The organism is Polaromonas sp. P4_F4, from assembly GCF_056401355.1.
The window spans coordinates 200990-220619 of the sequence record NZ_JBFUJO010000001.1; the positions used below are offsets into that span (position 1 = coordinate 200990).

General features: G+C 61.3%; 18 protein-coding genes and 1 tRNA gene. 7 read left to right on the forward strand and 12 right to left on the reverse strand.

Features of this window, described 5'->3' with window-relative positions:
• Positions 1 to 445: 445 nt before the first annotated feature.
• Positions 446 to 3046, reverse strand: coding sequence for an ATP-dependent chaperone ClpB (clpB, locus tag AC1DUR_RS01000; RefSeq protein ID WP_477721085.1), 2601 nt, complete (start codon positions 3044 to 3046; stop codon positions 446 to 448).
• Positions 3047 to 3182: 136 nt separating this feature from the next.
• Between clpB and AC1DUR_RS01005 the strand changes: the two genes are divergently transcribed.
• Together AC1DUR_RS01005 and AC1DUR_RS01010 are read left to right on the forward strand one after the other, a co-directional pair.
• On the forward strand, positions 3183 to 3779 hold the full coding sequence (locus AC1DUR_RS01005; protein WP_477716929.1) for a hypothetical protein: 597 nt from the start codon (positions 3183 to 3185) through the stop codon (positions 3777 to 3779).
• Between the two features lie 197 nt (positions 3780 to 3976).
• On the forward strand, positions 3977 to 4489 hold the full coding sequence (locus AC1DUR_RS01010; RefSeq protein ID WP_477716930.1) for a MarR family winged helix-turn-helix transcriptional regulator: 513 nt from the start codon (positions 3977 to 3979) through the stop codon (positions 4487 to 4489).
• Positions 4490 to 4492: 3 nt separating this feature from the next.
• Here the strand turns inward: AC1DUR_RS01010 and moaE are convergent, their stop codons facing one another.
• Positions 4493 to 4969, reverse strand: coding sequence for a molybdopterin synthase catalytic subunit MoaE (moaE, locus tag AC1DUR_RS01015; RefSeq protein WP_477716931.1), 477 nt, complete (start codon positions 4967 to 4969; stop codon positions 4493 to 4495).
• Positions 4970 to 5254: 285 nt separating this feature from the next.
• Between moaE and dapA the strand changes: the two genes are divergently transcribed.
• Positions 5255 to 6157, forward strand: a complete 903-nt coding sequence (gene dapA, locus AC1DUR_RS01020; protein ID WP_477716932.1) for a 4-hydroxy-tetrahydrodipicolinate synthase — start codon at positions 5255 to 5257, stop codon at positions 6155 to 6157.
• A 1-nt stretch (position 6158) separates the two neighbouring features.
• On the opposite strand, the gene AC1DUR_RS01025 is transcribed toward dapA, so the two are convergent.
• From AC1DUR_RS01025 to AC1DUR_RS01050, 6 genes are all read right to left on the reverse strand, one after another.
• On the reverse strand, positions 6159 to 6410 hold the full coding sequence (locus AC1DUR_RS01025) for a MoaD/ThiS family protein (RefSeq protein ID WP_477716933.1): 252 nt from the start codon (positions 6408 to 6410) through the stop codon (positions 6159 to 6161).
• Between the two features lie 10 nt (positions 6411 to 6420).
• Positions 6421 to 7695: a molybdopterin molybdotransferase MoeA gene (locus AC1DUR_RS01030; RefSeq protein WP_477716934.1), complete on the reverse strand. Its 1275-nt coding sequence runs from the start codon at positions 7693 to 7695 to the stop codon at positions 6421 to 6423.
• Positions 7692 to 8225, reverse strand: a complete 534-nt coding sequence (gene mobB, locus AC1DUR_RS01035; protein WP_477716935.1) for a molybdopterin-guanine dinucleotide biosynthesis protein B — start codon at positions 8223 to 8225, stop codon at positions 7692 to 7694. Before mobB ends, AC1DUR_RS01030 begins: the two co-directional genes overlap by 4 nt.
• A 78-nt stretch (positions 8226 to 8303) precedes the next feature.
• Positions 8304 to 9719: a threonine synthase gene (thrC, locus tag AC1DUR_RS01040; RefSeq protein WP_477716936.1), complete on the reverse strand. Its 1416-nt coding sequence runs from the start codon at positions 9717 to 9719 to the stop codon at positions 8304 to 8306.
• Complete coding sequence (locus AC1DUR_RS01045; protein ID WP_477716937.1) at positions 9719 to 11062, reverse strand: homoserine dehydrogenase; 1344 nt, start codon at positions 11060 to 11062, stop codon at positions 9719 to 9721. Before AC1DUR_RS01045 ends, thrC begins: the two co-directional genes overlap by 1 nt.
• A 63-nt stretch (positions 11063 to 11125) precedes the next feature.
• Positions 11126 to 12349, reverse strand: a complete 1224-nt coding sequence (locus AC1DUR_RS01050; protein ID WP_477716938.1) for a pyridoxal phosphate-dependent aminotransferase — start codon at positions 12347 to 12349, stop codon at positions 11126 to 11128.
• A gap of 240 nt (positions 12350 to 12589) precedes the next feature.
• On the opposite strand from AC1DUR_RS01050, the gene AC1DUR_RS01055 reads away from it, so the two are divergent.
• The 4 genes from AC1DUR_RS01055 (at position 12590) to AC1DUR_RS01070 (ending at position 16330) form a co-directional block, all read left to right on the forward strand.
• On the forward strand, positions 12590 to 12991 hold the full coding sequence (locus tag AC1DUR_RS01055) for an Mth938-like domain-containing protein (RefSeq protein ID WP_477716939.1): 402 nt from the start codon (positions 12590 to 12592) through the stop codon (positions 12989 to 12991).
• Between the two features lie 136 nt (positions 12992 to 13127).
• Positions 13128 to 13604 carry a peroxiredoxin gene (locus AC1DUR_RS01060; RefSeq protein WP_477716940.1) on the forward strand — a complete coding sequence of 159 codons (477 nt, stop codon included), beginning with the start codon at positions 13128 to 13130 and terminating at the stop codon, positions 13602 to 13604.
• A gap of 179 nt (positions 13605 to 13783) precedes the next feature.
• Positions 13784 to 15472, forward strand: coding sequence for a PhoH family protein (locus AC1DUR_RS01065; RefSeq protein ID WP_477716941.1), 1689 nt, complete (start codon positions 13784 to 13786; stop codon positions 15470 to 15472).
• Positions 15473 to 15820: 348 nt separating this feature from the next.
• Positions 15821 to 16330, forward strand: a complete 510-nt coding sequence (locus AC1DUR_RS01070; RefSeq protein WP_477716942.1) for a CBS domain-containing protein — start codon at positions 15821 to 15823, stop codon at positions 16328 to 16330.
• Between the two features lie 136 nt (positions 16331 to 16466).
• On the opposite strand, the gene AC1DUR_RS01075 is transcribed toward AC1DUR_RS01070, so the two are convergent.
• The 4 genes from AC1DUR_RS01075 to hscA form a co-directional block, all read right to left on the reverse strand.
• Positions 16467 to 16541, reverse strand: a tRNA-Val gene (locus tag AC1DUR_RS01075).
• A gap of 47 nt (positions 16542 to 16588) precedes the next feature.
• A complete protein-coding gene (gene dnaQ, locus AC1DUR_RS01080) occupies positions 16589 to 17293 on the reverse strand; it encodes a DNA polymerase III subunit epsilon (protein WP_477716943.1) in 705 nt (234 codons plus the stop codon).
• 90 nt (positions 17294 to 17383) lie between these two features.
• Positions 17384 to 17722: an ISC system 2Fe-2S type ferredoxin gene (gene fdx, locus AC1DUR_RS01085; RefSeq protein ID WP_477716944.1), complete on the reverse strand. Its 339-nt coding sequence runs from the start codon at positions 17720 to 17722 to the stop codon at positions 17384 to 17386.
• A 41-nt stretch (positions 17723 to 17763) separates the two neighbouring features.
• On the reverse strand, positions 17764 to 19626 hold the full coding sequence (gene hscA / locus AC1DUR_RS01090; RefSeq protein WP_477716945.1) for a Fe-S protein assembly chaperone HscA: 1863 nt from the start codon (positions 19624 to 19626) through the stop codon (positions 17764 to 17766).
• Positions 19627 to 19630: the final 4 nt, after the last annotated feature.

Genomic DNA, 19630 nt, shown 5'->3' on the forward strand with positions numbered 1-19630 from the left:
TAAGTTTGTGCGGCCTGGGTCGGTACTGCCACAGCTGCTTAGCCTCTGCACAGACTGTGGCGCAGGACTCCGTACGATACGGAAGGACCCTGCTTTGGGCAACCGGCCCCGCAGGCCTCACGCCCGGGTAAAGGATCTCGTCGCCTAAAAGCCCCTTCTCCACAGACGGCGGTATTCGTGCTCAGGGACTCGCGGCTGGTTTGCCCGCATCGGAGTTTGAACGCTGGCAGTCCTGAAGCAGTGCTCGATGCGAGCTGAAGGCTCTTACACAAGCCAGTACTTGGTTACACAAACACCCTGCGCCTTTCATCGATGCCGGCTCACCACACCCGCGTCCTGCCTGCACAAGAGCGGGTTTTATCTTCAGCGAAAAACCTCCACAACCAGCCACTGAATGGCGGTCGCTGGAGACTACAAACTCAATAGCGCCCTGCGGCGCCAGCGCTTAGTGGGCTGTTCGCTCGAACTTGAAAACGCCCGGCTCGCGCACGGGATCCACCTCGACCGGGATCACGCTCTTGGGCGGGAAGCGCCCTTCGAGCAGCAGCTTGGACAGCGGATTCTCGATGCGCTGCTGGATGGCGCGCTTCAGGGGTCGTGCGCCAAACACCGGGTCGAAGCCGACCTTGGCCAGCTCGGCAATCGCCGCTTCCGAGACGTCCATCGTCAGGTCCATTTTCTGCAGGCGCTCCATCAGCACCTTGAGCTGGATACGCGCGATCGACTCGATGTTCTTCGCGTCGAGCGCATGGAAGACCACGGTCTCGTCGATACGGTTCAGGAACTCGGGACGGAAGTAGTTCTTCAGCTCGTCGATCACCGCGTCCTTGATGTCTTCCGAGTCACGGCCAACCATGGACTGGATGATGGGTGAACCGATGTTGCTGGTCATCACAATCACCGTGTTCTTGAAGTCGACAGTACGCCCCTGGCCGTCGGTCAGGCGACCATCGTCCAGCACCTGCAGCAGCACATTGAACACATCGGGATGGGCTTTTTCGACCTCGTCGAGCAACAGCACGCTGTAGGGCTTTCGGCGCACGGCCTCGGTGAGGTGACCGCCTTCCTCGTAGCCCACATAGCCCGGAGGCGCGCCTATCAGTCGGGCGACCGAGTGCTTCTCCATGAACTCGCTCATGTCGACGCGAATCAGGTGGTCTTCGCTGTCAAACAGGAAACCAGCCAGTGCCTTGCACAGCTCGGTTTTGCCCACACCCGTCGGGCCGAGGAACAGGAAGGAGCCTGTTGGGCGGTTCGGATCGCTGAGGCCCGAACGCGAGCGGCGGATCGCATTGGCGACCGCAGCTATGGCCTCGTCCTGGCCGACCACGCGCTCATGCAGCTTGCCCTCCATCAGCAGCAGCTTGTCGCGCTCGCCCTGCATCAGTTTGCTGACCGGAATGCCGGTGGAGCGCGCAACGACCTCGGCGATCTCTTCGGCGCCGACCTGGGTGCGCAGCAGCTTGGGCACATCGCTGGTCTCCTTCTGCGCCTCGCTGTCCTGCGCCGCCTTCAGGCGCTTTTCAAGTTCAGGCAGCTTGCCGTATTGCAGCTCGGCAACCTTGTTGAAGTCGCCCTTGCGGGTGAACTCTTCAATCTGGAAGCGGATGCGGTCGATCTCTTCCATGACGTCCTTGGAACCGAGCGCCTGGGCTTTTTCGGCCTGCCAGATTTCATCGAAGTCAGAGATTTCCTTCTGCAGCTTGGCAATCTCTACTTCGATCAATCCAAAGCGCTTTTGCGAAGCTTCGTCTTTTTCGCGGCGCACGGCTTCACGCTCGATCTGCAACTGGATCAGGCGCCGGTCAAGGCGATCCATCACCTCGGGCTTGGAGTCCATCTCGATCTTGATCTTGGCCGCCGCCTCGTCAATCAGGTCGATGGCCTTGTCGGGCAAAAAGCGGTCGGTGATGTAGCGATGGCTGAGTTCGGCCGCAGCGACGATGGCCGGGTCGGTGATCTGCACACCATGGTGGACTTCGTATTTTTCCTGCAGCCCGCGCAGGATGGCGATGGTGGCTTCCACCGTGGGCTCGTCCACCAGGATCTTCTGGAAGCGGCGCTCCAGGGCGGCGTCCTTTTCGATGTACTTGCGGTATTCATCCAGTGTGGTGGCACCCACGCAGTGCAGCTCGCCACGCGCCAGCGCGGGCTTGAGCATGTTGCCGGCGTCCATGGCGCCTTCTGCCTTGCCGGCGCCGACCATGGTGTGCAGCTCGTCGATAAAGACGATGGTCTGGCCTTCATCCTTGGCCAATTCATTGAGCACGGTTTTCAGGCGCTCCTCAAACTCGCCGCGGAACTTGGCCCCGGCCAGCAAGGCAGCCATGTCGAGTGACAGCACGCGCTTGCCTTTCAGCGACTCAGGCACCTCGCCCGCCACGATACGCTGGGCCAGGCCCTCGACGATGGCCGTCTTGCCGACACCGGGTTCCCCTATCAATACCGGGTTGTTTTTGGTGCGGCGCTGCAGTACCTGGATGGCACGCCGAATTTCATCGTCGCGGCCAATCACCGGATCGAGCTTGCCCAGACGCGCGCGCTCTGTCAGGTCCATGCAGTATTTCTTCAGGGCTTCGCGTTGGCCCTCCGCATCGGCGCTGTTCACGCCCTGCCCGCCGCGTACCGCGTCAATCGCGGCTTCCAGCGACTTGCGGCTCAGGCCGTTTTCGCGGGCGATCCTGCCCACGTCGGCCTTGCTGTCGGCCACGGCCAGCAAAAAGAGTTCACCGGCAATAAATTGATCATTGCGCTTGATGGCTTCTTTTTCCGTGGCCTGCAGCAGCCTGGCCAGCTCGGGGCCGACCTGGATCTGGTCCTGGCCCTGCACCTGGGGCAGCTTTTTGACGGCGCTGTCGGCCGCCTGCGTCAGGCCGTTGACGTTGACCCCGGCCCGCTCCAGCAAGGCGCGGGGGCCGTCATCCTGGCGCAGCATGGCCGCCAGCAAATGAGCCGGCTCGATGTAGGCGTTGTCGTTGCCAAGTGCCAGCGACTGTGCATCGCTGAGCGCTTCCTGAAATTTGGTGGTGAGTTTGTCCTGGCGCATGAGGCGTCCCTTCGAATTTGATTGCTGTTGATCTGGGGCTGGAACAAAGCTTTTTCAATAGCGCCGACAACCGGCCGGTCTGGCCTGCGGCTACACCGAGCCCCCACACGCGGGCATGCGGTCTAGAATCATTGGCATGAACATACATCAGGTTTCGGTCAACTACGCGCCGGAACAGGACCGTTTATTGATACGGATCAATGGCAGGGAAGGCGGTGAGTTGCGCGCCTGGCTGACCCGGCGCCTGGCCCTGGCCCTGTGGCCGGTACTCAGCCAGACGGCCGTCGCCCAAATGACAAAACTTGCGGGCCCTGCGGCGCCGGCAGCCAGCCTGGACGAGCAGCGAGGCCAATTGCTCGATGCCTTCCAGAAAGAGGCGTCACTACGCACCGGCGACTTCGAGACGCCTTACGAAGATCGGCGGGGCCAGCCCGCCGATGCAGTACTGGGCCCCGAGCCGCTGCTGCTGACTGAAGTCAAGGTCACGCTGATGGGCACTGGGCAGCTGCGCCTGCAAATGCTTGAAAAACTGCCAGGCGGTGACGCGGTGCGAAATTTTCAGCTCATGATGGATGCGCAACTGACCAACGGCTTGCTGCACCTGCTGCACCAGAGCCTGAATGCGTCGCAGTGGCTGGAGCCGCTGACATCCCCTGCCCTCCAACCAGCCGCCGCCAACGCCGACGTGCCCGAACTGGCCATGGACCCCGCCAAGCCCAGATACCTGAACTGAACTGAATGACTGCAGGGGGTGGCACCTCAGTCCCGGATGGGTATCACGCGGGCCGCAAACAACCTTATTTGGCTTGCATGCCAACCAGCATTTGACAAAATCAACAGGGCACAATCCATGAATTCCCTGAGCCTCCGAATACTTGAATACCGTAGTCTTTCCCTAGCCCCTGAGTTGACCGGCCCTGACCAGATACTGTGCCTGCCTTCCATAATCTTTCCAAACTGTACGCGCGCCCCGGTTTTTTGCTGCGTCGCGCGCACCAGATCTCGGCCGCCGTTTTCGAAGATGAATGCCGCAGTGTCGGGCTGACACCCGCGCAGTTCGGCGTGCTCAGTGTGCTGCGTGCCAGCCCCGGCCTGGACCAGTCCACGTTGGCACGCGCGCTGGGTTTTGACAAGGTGACGGTGCTGCGCGTGTTGCGCGGCCTGGAAACACGGGGACTGATAGAGCGCGTGCCCGCACCTTCGAGCCGGCGCAACTTGTCGATCTCGCTGTCAACCGAGGGGCTCGCCCTGCTGAAACAGGCGCAGGAACCGGCCGAGCGCGCCTACAGCCGCCTGATGGCGCCGCTGGACAATACGCAGCAAAACCAGCTGGTCCACCTGCTGCAGTTGCTGACAGCCGGGCTGGAAGACGAGGCGCGGGCCCCTTTTGTGCCGCCAGCGCAGGATACGGATGAGCCCAGGGGCATGCCGGGAGCCAAGTAATTTCTAGCCATTGGTGGCTTGTATGCCCCATTTGGCCAGCGCTGCATCGTCGCTAACGCGCGCATCGACCCAACGCGCGCCCTCCGGCGTCTGCTCTTTTTTCCAGAACGGCGCCTGGGTCTTCAGGTAGTCCATCAAAAATTCGCAGGCCTTGAAGCTTTCACCGCGGTGAGCGGAAGTCACCGCCACCATGACCACCTGATCCAGCGGCTGCAAAAGTCCGACACGGTGGATCACCCGGACGCCAAAAATATCGAAGCGCACCATCGCCTCGTCGATCATGGCCTCAATGGCTTTTTCGGTCATGCCGGGGTAGTGTTCCAGTTCCATGCTGCTGACGCTCTGGCCGTCATTGCGGTCCCTCACCGTGCCCGTGAAAGTGCATACGGCGCCGACCCGGGTGTCATTCGCGCGCAGAGCGGCCACCTCATCGGCCAGATTGAAGTCTTCGGTCGTGATCAGGACGCGGGATAAAGCCATAGTTGCAATTTTGCCACCACCACCCCAAAAGCCGCATGCATGCCGTAAGATTTGTCGCATGACTGGCTGCACAAACCTCCTCACCGCCTGGATGCCCAACGGCAGCCGTGGCCATGAGGCGTGCGCCAGCAAGTCAAAAAAACCGTTGCTCATTTGACCGGGGCTGCGGTTCCGTCGTCGAATGAGCGATGGAGCCGCCAGCTACTTTCAGGTCTTTCCCGCGTGCACCACCTCTTGTTCTGACGATGGCCTTCCAAGCCGGTCAGTTTTTAAGGATGTGTCTTCATGCAAACAGCGCGCAATGCAAACCAGGTAACCCCGGTAACTCCAGATTTTTCGGGGCTCTGGCTCCCGCTTGTCACCCCCTTTGACCACGGCGAGGTCGACCATGCGTCCTTGAAGCGCCTGGTGGCGCACTACCGCGGCAGCGGCATTGCCGGCCTGGTGGCCTGCGGCTCCACTGGCGAAGCAGCCGCCTTGAGCGACGAAGAGCAGCTGGCCGTGCTGCAGGCCATCATGCGGGAAGCGCCTGAACTGCCGGTGGTCATGGGCCTGTCGGGCTACCACCTGGGAAAAACCGCGGCGCGCATCAGGATGGTGGGCGAGCTGGGCATTGCCGGCATCCTGCTGCCTGCGCCCCACTACATCCGGCCTGCCCAGGCCGGCCTGATCGAGTGGTTTACCCAGCTGGCCGACGCCAGTGCCGTGCCGGTCATCCTGTATGACATACCCTACCGCACCGGCGTGAAGATCGAACTGCAGACCCTGAGGGCGCTGGCCAGCCATCCACGCATCTGCGCCATCAAGGACTGCGGCGGCGACGCGGACAAAACGCGAGCGCTGATCAGCGACGGCCGCCTGCAGGTCTTGTGCGGCGAGGATGTCAATATTTTCTCCACCCTGGCGCAAGGCGGGCATGGTGCGATTGCGGCGGCAGCCCATGTGCACACGCGGCGTTTCGTCCAGGTGATGGATCTCATCAAGACCGGCGATGAGGCGCAAGCCCGCACGCTGTGGGAACCCCTGCCGCCGCTGATTGAAGGCCTGTTTGCCGAACCCAGCCCCGGCCCGCTGAAAGCGCTACTCGCGCGCCGGGGACTGGTTCGCGAAGAACTTCGCAGCCCCATGACCCGGGCTTCCGGCGCGCGGGTTGAGCGCCTGCAGCGGCTGGATGAATTGATCGGGTAAATCAGCCGCCGGTGACGGGCGGGAAGAAGGCGACTTCGCAGCCTTCGCTTAAAACAGCCGACTCGTCACTCATGACCTGATTCAGCGCCATGCGCACAGACTTGCCGCGCGCCAGGCTGCCGGCATGCGCGGGGCTGGCGGCCAGCAGTTCGTCGCGCAGGGCCGCCAGCGTACCGGCGGAGGTTTCGCGCAACTCGCTGCCCTGCCCGATGGCTTCACGGATGGACGCGAAATACTTGACCGTGACTTTCATGCGGAGGCTTTCACGACAGGAGCGCTGAAAACGGGATGAACTGCACGCTGTCGCCGTGCGTGATGGTCTGCCCCGCCGGGTTGTCCACCAGACCGTCGCCCCAGACCGCCGAGGTCAGCACCCCGGAACTCTGATTGGCAAACAGGTCCAGCCCGCCAGCCGCATTGCGTTGCACCCGCAGGAACTCGCGGCGCTTATCGGCGCGGGGCCAATTGAAATGGGCGGGAACAGGGACTGATTTCAGGGCCACCTGGCGCGCACCCTGCAGCGTGAGCAGAAAGGGCCGCACCAGCAGCAGGAAGGTCACAAAGCTGGAGACTGGGTTGCCCGGCAGGCCGATGAAGTGCGCCGGCCCGACCTTGCCATAGGCAAACGGTTTGCCGGGCTTGATCGCGATCTGCCAGAGATCGAGTGAACCGAGCTGCTGCACCGCGGGCTTGATGTGATCTTCTTCACCGACAGATACGCCGCCGCTGGTCAGGATCAAATCGTGCGCCTGGCTGGCGCTGCGCAGCGCGTCCAGCGTGGCGTCGCGCCGGTCCGGCACGATGCCCATGTCCGTCACCTCGCACCCCAGGCGCGACAGCAAGGCACGCAGGAAGAAGCGGTTGGAGTTGTAGATGGCGCCCGGCCGCATCTGCTCCGGGGCAACCTCGCCGGGCATGACCAGCTCATCGCCGGTGGAAAACAGCGCCACCCGCGGCCGGCGCGCCACCTGCAAAACATTCATGCCAACACTGGCCGCCAGCCCAAGTGCGGCTGGCGTGAGCCGCTCACCTTTTGAGAGCACGATGGCGCCACGCGTGACATCCTCGCCGGCGCGGCGAATCCACTGCGCGGGTCTGGGCGGCTGCGTGATCTTGATAAAACCTTGCGGCTCCGCCAGCACTTCGCAGTCTTCCTGCATCATCACCGCGTCGGCCCCGGCCGGAATGGGCGCGCCCGTGAAGATGCGCGCGGCCGTGCCCGGCTCCAGCGCAGGGCCTGCGCTGCCGGCGGGGATGCGCTGCGACACACGCAAAGCGGTACCGGCCTGCTGTACATCGGCAGTACGCACCGCATACCCGTCCATCGAGCTGTTGTCTTCGGGTGGCACCTGCAGCGCGGAGACCACGTCTTGCGCCAGCACGCGGCCGTCGGCCTCAAATGTGGAGACCGTTTCCAGGCCTGCCAACGGGGTGGCTTGGGCCTGCAACTCGGCCAGCGCATCGTCCAGTGGCTTAAGCGCGGGACGGGCAGCTGGTGCGGTGGAGGTGGATGCAGGGGTGATTTGGGAAGTGTTCATGCATACGACTCGGGGCGGTAGGCAAAGCGTTCCTGATTGTCGATCAACCACAGCGCGAGGGCATCGGCGTCATTCAAATCCAGCACCGGCCTGAGGGTAGTTTGCGGCAGCTGCTCCGGCGAGTCGGTGGCAATTGCCACCACAAAATCGTCGTCCGGATAACGTGCCGGCTTGCCGGACGCGGCGCGCCAGACTTCCACCTTCAGCAGGTCGCTGCTCTTGAAGCCCTCCACCAGCACCCAGTCCACACCCTCGTACAGCTCGGCAATCAGGTGGTGCACCGACAGCGTCGTCGGCCGTTCGAACTCACGGATCAGTGCCAGCCTGTTTTCCGACGCGACAACCACCTCGAAGGCCCCGGCCTCCCGGTGACGGTAGGTGTCCTTCCCCGGGTGGTCAATGTCGAATTTGTGGTGTGCATGTTTGACGACCGAGACACGCAGGCCACGCAGCTTAAGCGCGGGAATCAGCCTTTCCACCAGCGTCGTCTTCCCCGAGCCGGAATAGCCGGCAAATGCAACCACGTTCATAAACAGTTTTTCACCGATCCTGGTTTGCTACTGATTCACTGGCTGGCCATGGCCATCCGAAAGGGACTGGAGAGCCACTCAATGCACGTTGTTGGCAATATAGGCCTTGACAAGGTCAACGTCGGCGGGCATGACCTGCACACGCTTGGGCAAGTCCTCTATGCCTTCGAACTTTGCGGGCCGGGTCGGCAAGCGGCCCAGCGCCTCTTCGATGGTTTCGGCGAACTTGATCGGCAGGGCCGTCTCGAGCACGATCATGGGCACACCCACCTGCAGGTGCGCACGCGCCACCTTCAGGCCGTCAGCGGTGTGCGTATCGATCATGGTGCCCAGGCGCTGGAAGGTGTCGCGAATCGTCTGCAGCCGGTCGGCGTGGGTGCTCGTGCCGCTGGCAAACCCGTAGCGCTGCGCGGCTGCCTGGAAGGCGGCATCGCGGCTCAGGTCAAAACTGCCCTGTGCCGACAACCGGTTTCCGAATAGCTCGGCGATGCGCATCGCGTCCCGGCCCAGCAGGTCGAACACAAAACGCTCGAAGTTCGAGGCCTTGGAAATGTCCATTGACGGGCTGGAGGTCTCATGCGTGTCGGCGCCAGCCCGCACACGGTAGACGCCGGTGCGAAAGAATTCGTCGAGCACGTCGTTCTCATTGGTCGCCACCACCAGCTTGTCGATGGGCAGGCCCATCATGCGGGCAACATGGCCGGCGCAGACATTGCCGAAGTTGCCCGACGGCACGGTAAAGCTGACCTTGTCGGCGTTTGATTTGGTGGCCTGGAAGTAGCCGGCGAAGTAATAAACCACCTGCGCCATCAGGCGCGCCCAGTTGATGGAATTGACCGTGCCGATTTTGTACTGGCGCTTGAAATCCAGGTCATTGGACACCGCCTTGACGATGTCCTGGCAGTCGTCAAACACGCCGTCCAGCGCGAGGTTGTGGATGTTTTCGTCCTGCAGGCTGAACATCTGCGCCTGCTGGAACGGGCTCATGCGGCCATTCGGCGATGTCATGAAAACCCGCACGCCCTTTTTGCCGCGCATGGCGTATTCGGCCGCACTGCCGGTATCTCCGCTGGTGGCGCCCAGGATGTTCAGCTCTTCACCGCGGCGCGCCAGTTCGTATTCGAACAGGTTGCCCAGCAATTGCATGGCCATGTCCTTGAAGGCGAGCGTGGGCCCGTTCGACAGAGCCTCGAGGTACAGGCCCTCCTGCAGTTTTTTCAGCGGAACAATCTCTTTCGTTCCAAAAACATCTTCGGTATAGGTCTTCTCGCAGATCGCCTTCAGGTCCGCTGGCGGAATGTCATCTATATACAGTGACAGGACTTCGAACGCGAGATCCGCATAAGGCAGGCTGCGCCATTTCGTCAGCGTCGCATTGTCAACCTGCGGATAGCGCTCCGGCAGGTACAAGCCGCCATCCGGTGCCAGGCCTTCAAGCAGGATTTCACAAAAGCGCTTGCGGTCAACATGACCACGGGTGGAGATGTAGCGCATCAGGCCAATTCCTCCTTGCGGATGCGCGTGATAGGCGCCAGCACCGTGGGCAAGCCCTGCATCTGTGCCAACGCGTCGTTCATCTTCGCTTCCACACAGTCGTGTGTGAGGATGATGAGGTCGGTCTGCGTGGAGCCTTCGCCGCCCACTTCATCGGCCTCGCGCTGCAGCACGGCGTCTATGCTGATGCCCAGCGAGGCGAGAATACCGGTGACCCTGGCCAGCACGCCGGCTTCATCGGCCACCTTCAGGCGCAGGTAATAACTCGTGACCACATCACCCATGGCCAGCACCGGCGTATCACTCATCCAGTCGGGCTGGAACGCCAGATGCGGCACGCGATGCGCGGCGTCAGCCGTGTGCAGGCGGGCAATGTCGACCAGGTCGGCAATCACGGCACTGGCGGTGGGTTCGCTGCCGGCGCCCTTGCCGTAGTACAGCGTGGTGCCGACGGCATCGCCATGCACCATCACGGCGTTCATGGCGCCTTCCACATTGGCAATCAGGCGCTTCATCGGCACCAGGCTGGGATGCACACGCAGCTCGATGCCCTTGGCGGTATTTTTGGTGATGCCCAGCAGCTTGATGCGGTAGCCGAGCTGCTCGGCGTACTTGATGTCCTGCGCATCCAGCCGGGTAATGCCTTCGACATAGGCTTTGTCAAACTGCACCGGAATGCCGAAGGCAATCGCCGACATCAGCGTGACCTTGTGCGCCGCGTCCACGCCCTCGATGTCAAAGGTGGGGTCAGCCTCGGCGTAACCCAGGCGCTGCGCCTCCTTGAGCACCACGTCGAAGTCCAGGCCCTTGTCGCGCATTTCGCTCAAGATGAAATTGGTCGTACCGTTGATGATGCCGGCGATCCATTCGATGCGGTTGGCCGTCAGTCCTTCACGCAGCGACTTGATGATGGGAATGCCACCCGCCACCGCAGCTTCAAAGGCCACCATCACGCCCTTGCGGTGCGCAGCGGCAAAAATTTCGGTGCCGTGCACCGCCAGCAAGGCCTTGTTGGCGGTCACCACATGCTTGCCCGCTTCAATGGCTTCCATCACCAGCTGACGGGCGATGCCGTAGCCGCCGATCAGCTCAATCACGATGTCGATTTCGGGATTCGCGATCACCGCGCGGGCATCGGCGACGACCTGCACGCTGTCACCCACCACAGCCTGCGCGCGGGCGGTGTCGAGGTCCGCCACCATGGTAATTTCAATGCCCCGACCGGCACGGCGCAGGATCTCTTCCTGATTGCGCCGCAATACGTTGAACACACCGCCGCCTACGGTGCCTATGCCCAGCAAGCCGACCTGGATGGATTTGAGATTTGTCGATTTCGGTTTCATGTTGCTCAATAGTCAAAAATGCCTGCGGTACTTTCCGTACTTTCCGTACTTGCCAGTACCGGCTCAGATGTTGTTGTTTCGATAATTCTCGAGGAATTTTGCAATCCGGCCCACGGCCTCGCGCAGGTCTTCCTCGTGCGGCAGGAAGACGATGCGGAAGTGGTCCGGCGCGGCCCAGTTGAAGCCGGTGCCCTGCACCAGCATCACCTTGGTTTCCTTGAGCAGCTCGAGGAAGAACTGCCGGTCGTCCTTGATCGGATAGACCTTGGGATCGAGTTTGGGGAACATGTAGAGCGCCGCGCTGGGCTTGACGCAACTCACACCCGGGATGGCCGTGATCAGCTCGTACGCCAGATCGCGCTGGCGGCGCAAGCGCCCGCCCTCGCCTGTCAGGTCGTTGATGCTCTGGTAGCCGCCCAGGGCCGTCTGGATGGCCCACTGACCCGGCACGTTGGAGCACAGCTTCATGTTGGCCAGCATGTTGAGGCCCTCGATGTAGTCCTCCGCCCGCTTCTTGGGGCCGGACACCACCAGCCAGCCGGCGCGGTAGCCGCACGAGCGGTAACTCTTGGACAGCGAATTGAAAGTCAGCGTGAGCACGTCCGTCGACAGGCTGGCGATGGCGGTATGGTGGGCGCCGTCATACAGCACCTTGTCGTAAACCTCGTCGGCCAGGATAACCAACCCGTGCTCGCGCGCGATCTCCACGATCTGCTTGAGAAGTTCGTCGGAATACAGCGCGCCGGTCGGGTTGTTGGGGTTGATGACCACAATGCCCTTGGTCTTGGGCGTGATCTTGGCGCGAATATCGTCAAGGTTGGGCATCCAGCCGTTGTTTTCATCACAGAGGTAGTGCACCGGTTTGCCGCCCGACAGGCTGGTGGAGGCGGTCCACAGCGGATAGTCAGGTGCTGGCAGCAGCAGTTCGTCGCCGTCGTCGAGCAGCGCGTTGGTGGCCATGGCGATCAATTCGCTGGCGCCGTTGCCCAGGTAAACGTCATCGAGCGTCACGCCCTTGATGCCCTGTTTCTGGGTCTCGTGCATCACCGCCTTGCGTGCCGCAAAAATGCCCTTGCTGTCCGAATAGCCGGCCGACGAAGGCAGGTTGCGAATCATGTCCTGCTGGATTTCTTCGGGCGCATCGAAACCGAACACCGCCAGATTGCCCAGGTTGAGCTTGATGAGATGGTGCCCTTCTTCCTCCATCTGCTTGGCGGCGTCCATGATCGGGCCGCGAATGTCGTAGAGCACATTGGCCAGCTTGGCGGATTTGGTGATCGGTTTCATATGCATTGTCGAATAGGGAGCCAGGACCACACCGTCAAACGCGCTGACAAACCCACTCGTAGGTGGGAGAACGCCAGCATGCCAACGGGAAATTCGGGCGGAATCTATAATTTGACCACATAAAACGCGTATTTCGCCCGCGTTTCACAGGCAAATAGCCCTTGCCCATTGCCCGCTTTCCCGCATGACAGGTCTTCCTGAGCCCCTGAACCCCAAACCCCTGAGTCCTCCAATCCCCGCATGAAACTTCAACCAGACCGCCTCGACGTGCAATCCATCCTCGGCTACGGTCCCGGATGGGTCGGCCTGGGGCACAACGGCGTGGCTGAAAAAATCGAACACAGCATCGTGATCGGCTCACGTGGCGAAAAATTCGACTGGAATTGCGCACGCTTTGACGATCTCACTGCGGAGCATTTCGCGCTGCTTGCCGCAACCCGGCCCGAACTGGTGATTTTCGGCAGCGGCACGCGCTTGCGCTTCCCGCCTCCGGCATTTTTGCGGGCCTTGATGGACCAGCGCATCGGCATTGAAACCATGGACACGCTGGCCGCCTGCCGTACCTACAACATCCTGGCGGGTGAAGGCCGGCAGGTTATTGCGGCCCTGCTGATTGAAAGAGAAGAAGGCCAGGCGAACTGAAAGACCGGCTCTTTCAGGGTAAAATGTAGGGTTGCGTTTGGTCTCACACCTTCAGGACTAGCACCAGGGGTTGCGTATCAAAAAGCATTGCCAATAGCCGGCTAATTACAACTACTTTCGTCAGGGTCTACTCAGTATGGCAGTCGTCGTCAATAAACCACTCCCCGAATTTGAAGCGAACGCCACGGGTGGCATCAAGGTGTCCAACCAGTCCCATCTGGGAAAAGTCGTCGTGCTGTACTTCTACCCCAAGGACAACACGCCCGGTTGCACCACCGAGGCCATGCAGTTCCGCGACCACTACAAGGACTTCGTCAAGGCCGGTGCGACCGTATTTGGCGTCTCGCGCGACAACATGAAGTCGCATGACGAATTCAAGTCCAAGCTCGAGCTCCCCTTCGAGCTGATTGCAGATACCGAAGAAAAAATGTGCCACATGTTCGGCGTGGTCAAGAACAAGATCATGTACGGCAAAAAGGTCAAGGGCATTGAGCGCAGCACCTTCCTGATCGGCGCCGACGGACAGCTGAAAGAAGAATGGCGCGGCCTGAAGGTGCCCGGCCATGTCGAGGATGTCCTCAAGGCCGTCAAGGCCCTCAAAAAGGCTGCCTGAAAGCCTGTTGACGCCAGTGCGCAACAGAGCCCGGCAACACTGGATTGCCCTGTCACCTCAGTTGTGCATAATGAACTCATGCTGTTGACCTTCGCAACTGCGTCAAAACAAAAAGCCGCCCCGGCCTTGAGGCGGCTTTTTTGCTTCTGGAACCACCCTTCAAGAGAGTTTTAAGCACTATGCCTCTGCCCCCCGCCCCGACCAAGCGTGCCGCCCTGCTCTCCACCGACGTCCTGGATGCCCCAGCCCGTTCGCCCTCCAAAGCCGCACGAAAGACGGACAACGCCGAATCAGGCCGCAAGCCCCCTGTACTGGACCTGTTTGACAACCGTACGGTGACGGCCGGCGGTGGTGATCATCCCGTTGCTTACAAGGGAAAAGAGCCTCCCCGCCCAGGAAAAGCCGGCGAAGACAGCTATGAAAAAGAGAGCATTTCGCTGCCCCAGCCAGCCCTGAAGCCGAAAAAAAGCAGGCACCCCGGGCCCGCCAAGCTGTTTGTCCTCGACACCAACGTGCTGATGCACGACCCGATGTGCCTGTTCCGCTTCGAAGAACATGACATCTTTCTGCCGATGATCGTGCTCGAGGAGCTCGACGGGCATAAAAAAGGCATGACCGAGGTGGCCCGCAATGCGCGCCAGACCAGCCGCACGCTGGATGCGCTGGCCGGCGCCCAGGGCGCCGACATTGGCAAGGGCCTCAAACTGGACACCACCGGCCACCCGGAGGCAGGCGGCAGCCTGTTTTTCCAGACCAAACCGATGGACTACACGTTGCCGATGAGCCTGCCGCAGGGCAAGGCCGACAACCAGATCCTGGGCGTGGTCGAGGCCCTGCGCAAGGAATATGCGCCGCGCGAAGTGGTGCTGGTGTCCAAGGACATCAACATGCGGGTCAAGGCGCGCGCGCTGGGTCTGGCCACTGATGACTACCAGAACGACAAAACCCTGGAAGACGGGGATCTGCTGTATGCCGGCTCGCTGGCCCTGCCCCCTGACTTCTGGACGCGGCAGAGCAAAACCGTTGAAAGCTGGCAACAAGGCAGTCACACCTTTTACCGCATCACCGGCCCTATCGTGGCCAGCCTGCTGATCAACCAGTTTGTGTTTTTCGAAGCCCCGGGCGAACCTCCGCTGTATGCCCGTGTCACGGAAATCCGGGCCAAAACCGCCGTGCTGAAGACCCTGAAGGATTACAACCACCTGAAAAATGCGGTATGGGGTGTGACCACGCGTAACCGCGAGCAAAATTTTGCGATGAACCTGCTGATGGACCCGGAAGTGGATTTCGTGACGCTGGCGGGTACGGCGGGTACCGGAAAAACACTGATGGCTCTGGCCAGCGGTCTCACGCAGGTGCTTGACGACCGCCGCTACACCGAGATCATCATGACGCGAGCGACCGTTTCGGTCGGTGAAGACATTGGCTTTTTGCCGGGCACCGAAGAGGAAAAAATGGGTCCATGGATGGGCGCGCTTGACGACAACCTGGAAGTACTGGGCAAAACCGACAGTGGTTCCGGCGAGTGGGGACGCGCAGCCACCAATGAGCTGATCCGTTCGCGCATCAAGGTCAAGAGCATGAACTTCATGCGCGGCCGCACCTTCCTCAACAAGTACGTCATCATCGACGAGGCGCAAAACCTGACGCCCAAGCAGATGAAGACCCTCATCACCCGAGCCGGCCCCGGTACCAAGATCATCTGCATGGGCAACCTGGCGCAGATCGACACCCCCTACCTCACCGAAGGCTCCTCGGGAATGACCTTCGCGGTCGATCGCTTCAAGGGCTGGCCGCATGGCGGGCACATCACGCTGGCGCGGGGGGAACGCTCACGGCTGGCCGACTTTGCCAGTGAGGTGCTGTAGCCGCCGGAGCAACGCGACAGCGAATCGGGAAACGTAAAAAGTAAAAAGTAAAAAGTAAAAAGTAAAAAGGCCAGGTTGCATGACCTGGCCTTTTTTACGCCCGAAATTCAGTCCTGAAAATACGACCCCGGTTAATCCTGAATTCCCCGGAACGCCAGTTCCCGTCGTACAACACGATGCCGCGATGCCGCATTGGAACCCTCAGGCTCCTCGCCTAAAGACAGGCCCCTTGCCTTCTTAGCGCCAGTCCTACGCCGGTTTGCGAGCTTGCCGACAGGCTCGACTGATAGTCCTATTAGGCTTGAATCACGCGCTGACGCTGTGCCGGCGCAACTCAAGGAGTTTGAGATGACAACAGTTTCCGAGCTTATGACTCGCGGTGTGCGGACCTTGATGCCCGCCGATACCGTGACATCCGCGGCGCGAGCCATGGATGAACTCAATGTGGGCGTCATTCCTGTCTGCGACGGTGAAAAGCTGGTCGGCATGGTGACCGACCGCGATATTGTCGTGCGCGGCTTGGCGCAGGAACTCGACGCAAAGACCACCGTCCTGGCGGATGTGATGAGCACAAACGTGCGCACGGCGCGCGAGGACGAGGACGTGGACGAAGTTCTCAGCGAGATGGCTGAGAGCCAGATTCGCCGGTTGCCGGTGGTTGATGGTCAGGATCGGCTGGTCGGAATTATTTCCCTGGGCGATATTGCAGCCAAGGACCCCGATGAGGATGCAGATGTCGCCGCGTCCTTGGGAAATATCTCCATGCCTGCGGAGCCGGACCGTTCAAACCAGCCGCAAGCGAGCGGTGCGGCAGGTGGCAGCTCTGCATCAGGAAAAAAGCGCAGGCAGCCCGGCTGATCCATTAACACCATTGGCAGGCCTTCGGACGGGGGAATCCCGGGGCTGTAAGGCGACCATCGACCAAATGATGGCACCATCACACGGGCAAAAAAAAGACCTGCGGAATCCCGCAAGTCATTTGAGTTCAAAATTCTGGTGGGCGGTGCAGGCTTCGAACCTGCGACCCCTGCAGTGTGAATGCAGTGCTCTACCCCTGAGCTAACCGCCCTATTGGTCAGCCTTCGATTATAGGCTGTTTTTGAGTGATTTTTCGGCCTAGACCGTGGCGGCACGCCAAACTGTTTTCCCCTTGCTGGCCTTGTCAATATCGGCCAGCAATACTTCATGCGCGGCAATTTCCTGGTCATTGGCCAACAGCAGTGGCAAATCAAAACCGCTCAGGTCAATCAATGGGGCCATGTCGCCGTCCTGCGCCGGACCGCCCACGTCCATCATCAAGGAGTTTTGCCCCCGCGTGAGATTGATGTACACGTCGGCCAGCAGTTCGGCATCGAGTAACGCCCCGTGCAGCGTTCGGCCCGAATTGTCAACGTCCAGCCGGTCGCACAGTGCGTCGAGCGAGTTGCGCTTGCCCGGGAACAGCTCCTTGGCCATCATCAGGCTGTCCGTCACCTTGGCCACGCAGTGCCGGATCGGGTCCCTGCCGATGAGCTCCAGTTCCTTGTTGAGGAAGCTCACATCGAAGGGCGCGTTGTGGATGATGATCTCGGCGCCCCGCAGGTACTCCAGCAGATCTTCTGCCACGGCAGCGAACTTGGGCTTGTCCTTCAAAAACTCATTGCTGATGCCGTGCACCTTGAGCGCATCCTCATGGCTGTCGCGCTCGGGGTTCAAGTAAAAATGCCTGTTGTTGCCTGTGAGCTTGCGACCCACCAGCTCCACGCAGCCAATTTCAATGATGCGGTCGCCGTTTTCAGCGGAAAGACCCGTAGTTTCTGTGTCTAGAACGATTTGGCGCATGACCTGGATTATCGCTCTCTGCCGCAGCCGCCTGCGGATCCGGATGAGCCGGTTTTCCGCTTCAGGCCAGCCGCACTGCCAGCCGCACTGTCAGTGGTTTTCCTTGGCGTGATTGATGGAGTATTTCGGTATTTCAACCGTCACATCGGTCTGCGCCAGAAACGCCTGGCAGCTCAGGCGGGAATTGGGCTCCAGTCCCCAGGCGCGATCGAGCAGGTCTTCTTCGCTTTCGTCGAGCCCGTTCAGGGAGTTGAAGCCTTGGCGCACGATCACATGGCAGGTGGTGCAGGCGCAACTCATGTCGCAGGCGTGCTCAATATTGATCTTGTTGTCGAGCAAGGCCTCGCAGATGGACGTGCCTGCAGGCGCCGAGATTTCAGCGCCCTGCGGGCAGTATTCGGAATGGGGCAGTATTTTGATGATGGGCATGGTGTCAATCTGACTTGTTGGGGCTTGGCGCAAACGCTCGCTCAGACCGCCTCGATGTTTTTCCCCGCCAGGGCTTGTCGAATGCCGCGGTTCATGCGTTGCGCCGCGAAGGACTCGGTGCCTTTGGCCAGCGCCTGGGTGGCGGCTTCAATGGTGGCGACGTCGCCATGGGCACGCGCATCGGTGAGTCCGACGACCAGGTTGTCAACCTGCGCCCGTTCATTGGGGCTCAGCAGGTCCGCGTCCGCCGCCAGCGCGCTTTGCGTGGCAAGAATCATGCGGTCGGCGTCGACCTGCGCCTCGGCCAGGGCACGCGCCTGCATGTCCTGCTGGGCGGTGGAAAAACTCTCCTGCAGCATGCGGGCAATCTCGTCATCAGACAGGCCGTAGGAGGGCTTCACGTCAATACGTGCCTCCACCCCGCTGCCCTGCTCTTTGGCATTGACGCTGAGCAGGCCGTCCGCATCCACGGTGAAAGTCACCCGGATGCGCGCAGCGCCAGCGGCCATGGGCGGTATGCCGCGCAACTCGAAGCGGGCAAGGCTGCGGCAATCGGCCACCAGATCACGCTCGCCCTGCACCACATGCAGGGCGAGCGCCGTCTGGCCGTCCTGGTAGGTGGTGAAGTCTTGCGCCATGGCCGTCGGGATGGTCTGGTTGCGCGGCACAATGCGCTCAACCAGTCCGCCCATGGTCTCGATACCCAGCGAGAGCGGAATCACATCGAGAAGCAACAAGTCGCTCCCGCCATGGTTGCCAGCCAGCTGGTTGGCAGAAATGGCAGCGCCGAGGGCCACCACCTCGTCGGGATTGAGGTTGGTCAACGGCTCACGGCCGAAGAAACTGGCCACCGCCTTGCGCACCTGAGGCATGCGCGTGGAGCCGCCCACCAGCACAACGCCGTGAATCTCATCCTTGGCCAGTTTGGCATCGCGCAAGGCCTTGCGCACGGCCGACAGTGTGCGCTGGGTCAGATGAGCGGTTGCGGCCTCAAAATCTTCCGCCTTCATCTCCAGATTGACCAGCGCCTTGGCCAGCTGCACGGAAAACGGGGCCGAATCTGCGGCAGACAAGGCCTCCTTGCAGGCGCGCGCTGCCCGTTGCAGGGCCGCCTTGTCCGAGGGCGTGAGGACATCGGCCGCCAGGCCGGCTTTGGCCAGCACCCAGTCCACCAACGCGCGGTCGTAATCGTCGCCTCCGAGCGCGGAGTCGCCACCGGTGGACACCACCTCAAACACGCCCTGCGTGAGGCGCAGGATGGAAATATCAAACGTCCCCCCGCCCATGTCGTAGACGGCATAGACGCCTTCGCTGGCATTGTCCAGGCCGTAAGCGATTGCAGCCGCCGTGGGCTCATTGATCAGACGCAGCACGTTCAGGCCGGCCAGTTGCGCCGCGTCCTTGGTCGCCTGGCGCTGGGCCTCGTCGAAATACGCGGGTACCGTGATCACGGCACCGTAAATATCATCATTGAAGGTGTCTTCAGCGCGATAACGCAGCGTGGCCAGAATTTCCGCGCTGATCTCGACCGGGCTCTTTTCTCCCGCAACAGTCTGCAGCGTGACCATGCCCGGCTTGTCGTTGAGCTGGTAGGGCAACTGCGCGCGGCTGCCAATGTCGTCAATGCCCCGCCCCATCAGGCGCTTGACCGACGAAATGGTGTTGCCGGGGTCTTCGACCTGTGCCGCCAGCGCCTCAAAACCGATCTGGCGTCGATTGGCGTCCAGATAGCGCACCACGCTGGGCAAAATCACGCGGCCTTCGCTGTCAGGCAGGCACTCGGAGACGCCGTTGCGCACGCTGGCAACCAGGGAATGCGTCGTGCCCAGGTCGATGCCGACGGCAATGCGCCGCTGGTGCGGATCTGGCGTCTGGCCGGGTTCGGATATCTGCAGGAGTGCCATGTCG

Coding starts and splice junctions, on each gene's coding strand:
- clpB (WP_477721085.1), bottom strand. CDS start 3,046: ATGCGCCAGGACAAACTCACCACCAAATTTCAGGAAGCGCTCAGCGAT.
- AC1DUR_RS01005 (WP_477716929.1), top strand. CDS start 3,183: ATGAACATACATCAGGTTTCGGTCAACTACGCGCCGGAACAGGACCGT.
- moaE (WP_477716931.1), bottom strand. CDS start 4,969: ATGGCTTTATCCCGCGTCCTGATCACGACCGAAGACTTCAATCTGGCC.
- dapA (WP_477716932.1), top strand. CDS start 5,255: ATGCAAACAGCGCGCAATGCAAACCAGGTAACCCCGGTAACTCCAGAT.
- AC1DUR_RS01025 (WP_477716933.1), bottom strand. CDS start 6,410: ATGAAAGTCACGGTCAAGTATTTCGCGTCCATCCGTGAAGCCATCGGG.
- AC1DUR_RS01030 (WP_477716934.1), bottom strand. CDS start 7,695: ATGAACACTTCCCAAATCACCCCTGCATCCACCTCCACCGCACCAGCT.
- mobB (WP_477716935.1), bottom strand. CDS start 8,225: ATGAACGTGGTTGCATTTGCCGGCTATTCCGGCTCGGGGAAGACGACG.
- thrC (WP_477716936.1), bottom strand. CDS start 9,719: ATGCGCTACATCTCCACCCGTGGTCATGTTGACCGCAAGCGCTTTTGT.
- AC1DUR_RS01045 (WP_477716937.1), bottom strand. CDS start 11,062: ATGAAACCGAAATCGACAAATCTCAAATCCATCCAGGTCGGCTTGCTG.
- AC1DUR_RS01050 (WP_477716938.1), bottom strand. CDS start 12,349: ATGAAACCGATCACCAAATCCGCCAAGCTGGCCAATGTGCTCTACGAC.
- AC1DUR_RS01055 (WP_477716939.1), top strand. CDS start 12,590: ATGAAACTTCAACCAGACCGCCTCGACGTGCAATCCATCCTCGGCTAC.
- AC1DUR_RS01060 (WP_477716940.1), top strand. CDS start 13,128: ATGGCAGTCGTCGTCAATAAACCACTCCCCGAATTTGAAGCGAACGCC.
- AC1DUR_RS01065 (WP_477716941.1), top strand. CDS start 13,784: ATGCCTCTGCCCCCCGCCCCGACCAAGCGTGCCGCCCTGCTCTCCACC.
- AC1DUR_RS01070 (WP_477716942.1), top strand. CDS start 15,821: ATGACAACAGTTTCCGAGCTTATGACTCGCGGTGTGCGGACCTTGATG.
- dnaQ (WP_477716943.1), bottom strand. CDS start 17,293: ATGCGCCAAATCGTTCTAGACACAGAAACTACGGGTCTTTCCGCTGAA.
- fdx (WP_477716944.1), bottom strand. CDS start 17,722: ATGCCCATCATCAAAATACTGCCCCATTCCGAATACTGCCCGCAGGGC.
- hscA (WP_477716945.1), bottom strand. CDS start 19,626: ATGGCACTCCTGCAGATATCCGAACCCGGCCAGACGCCAGATCCGCAC.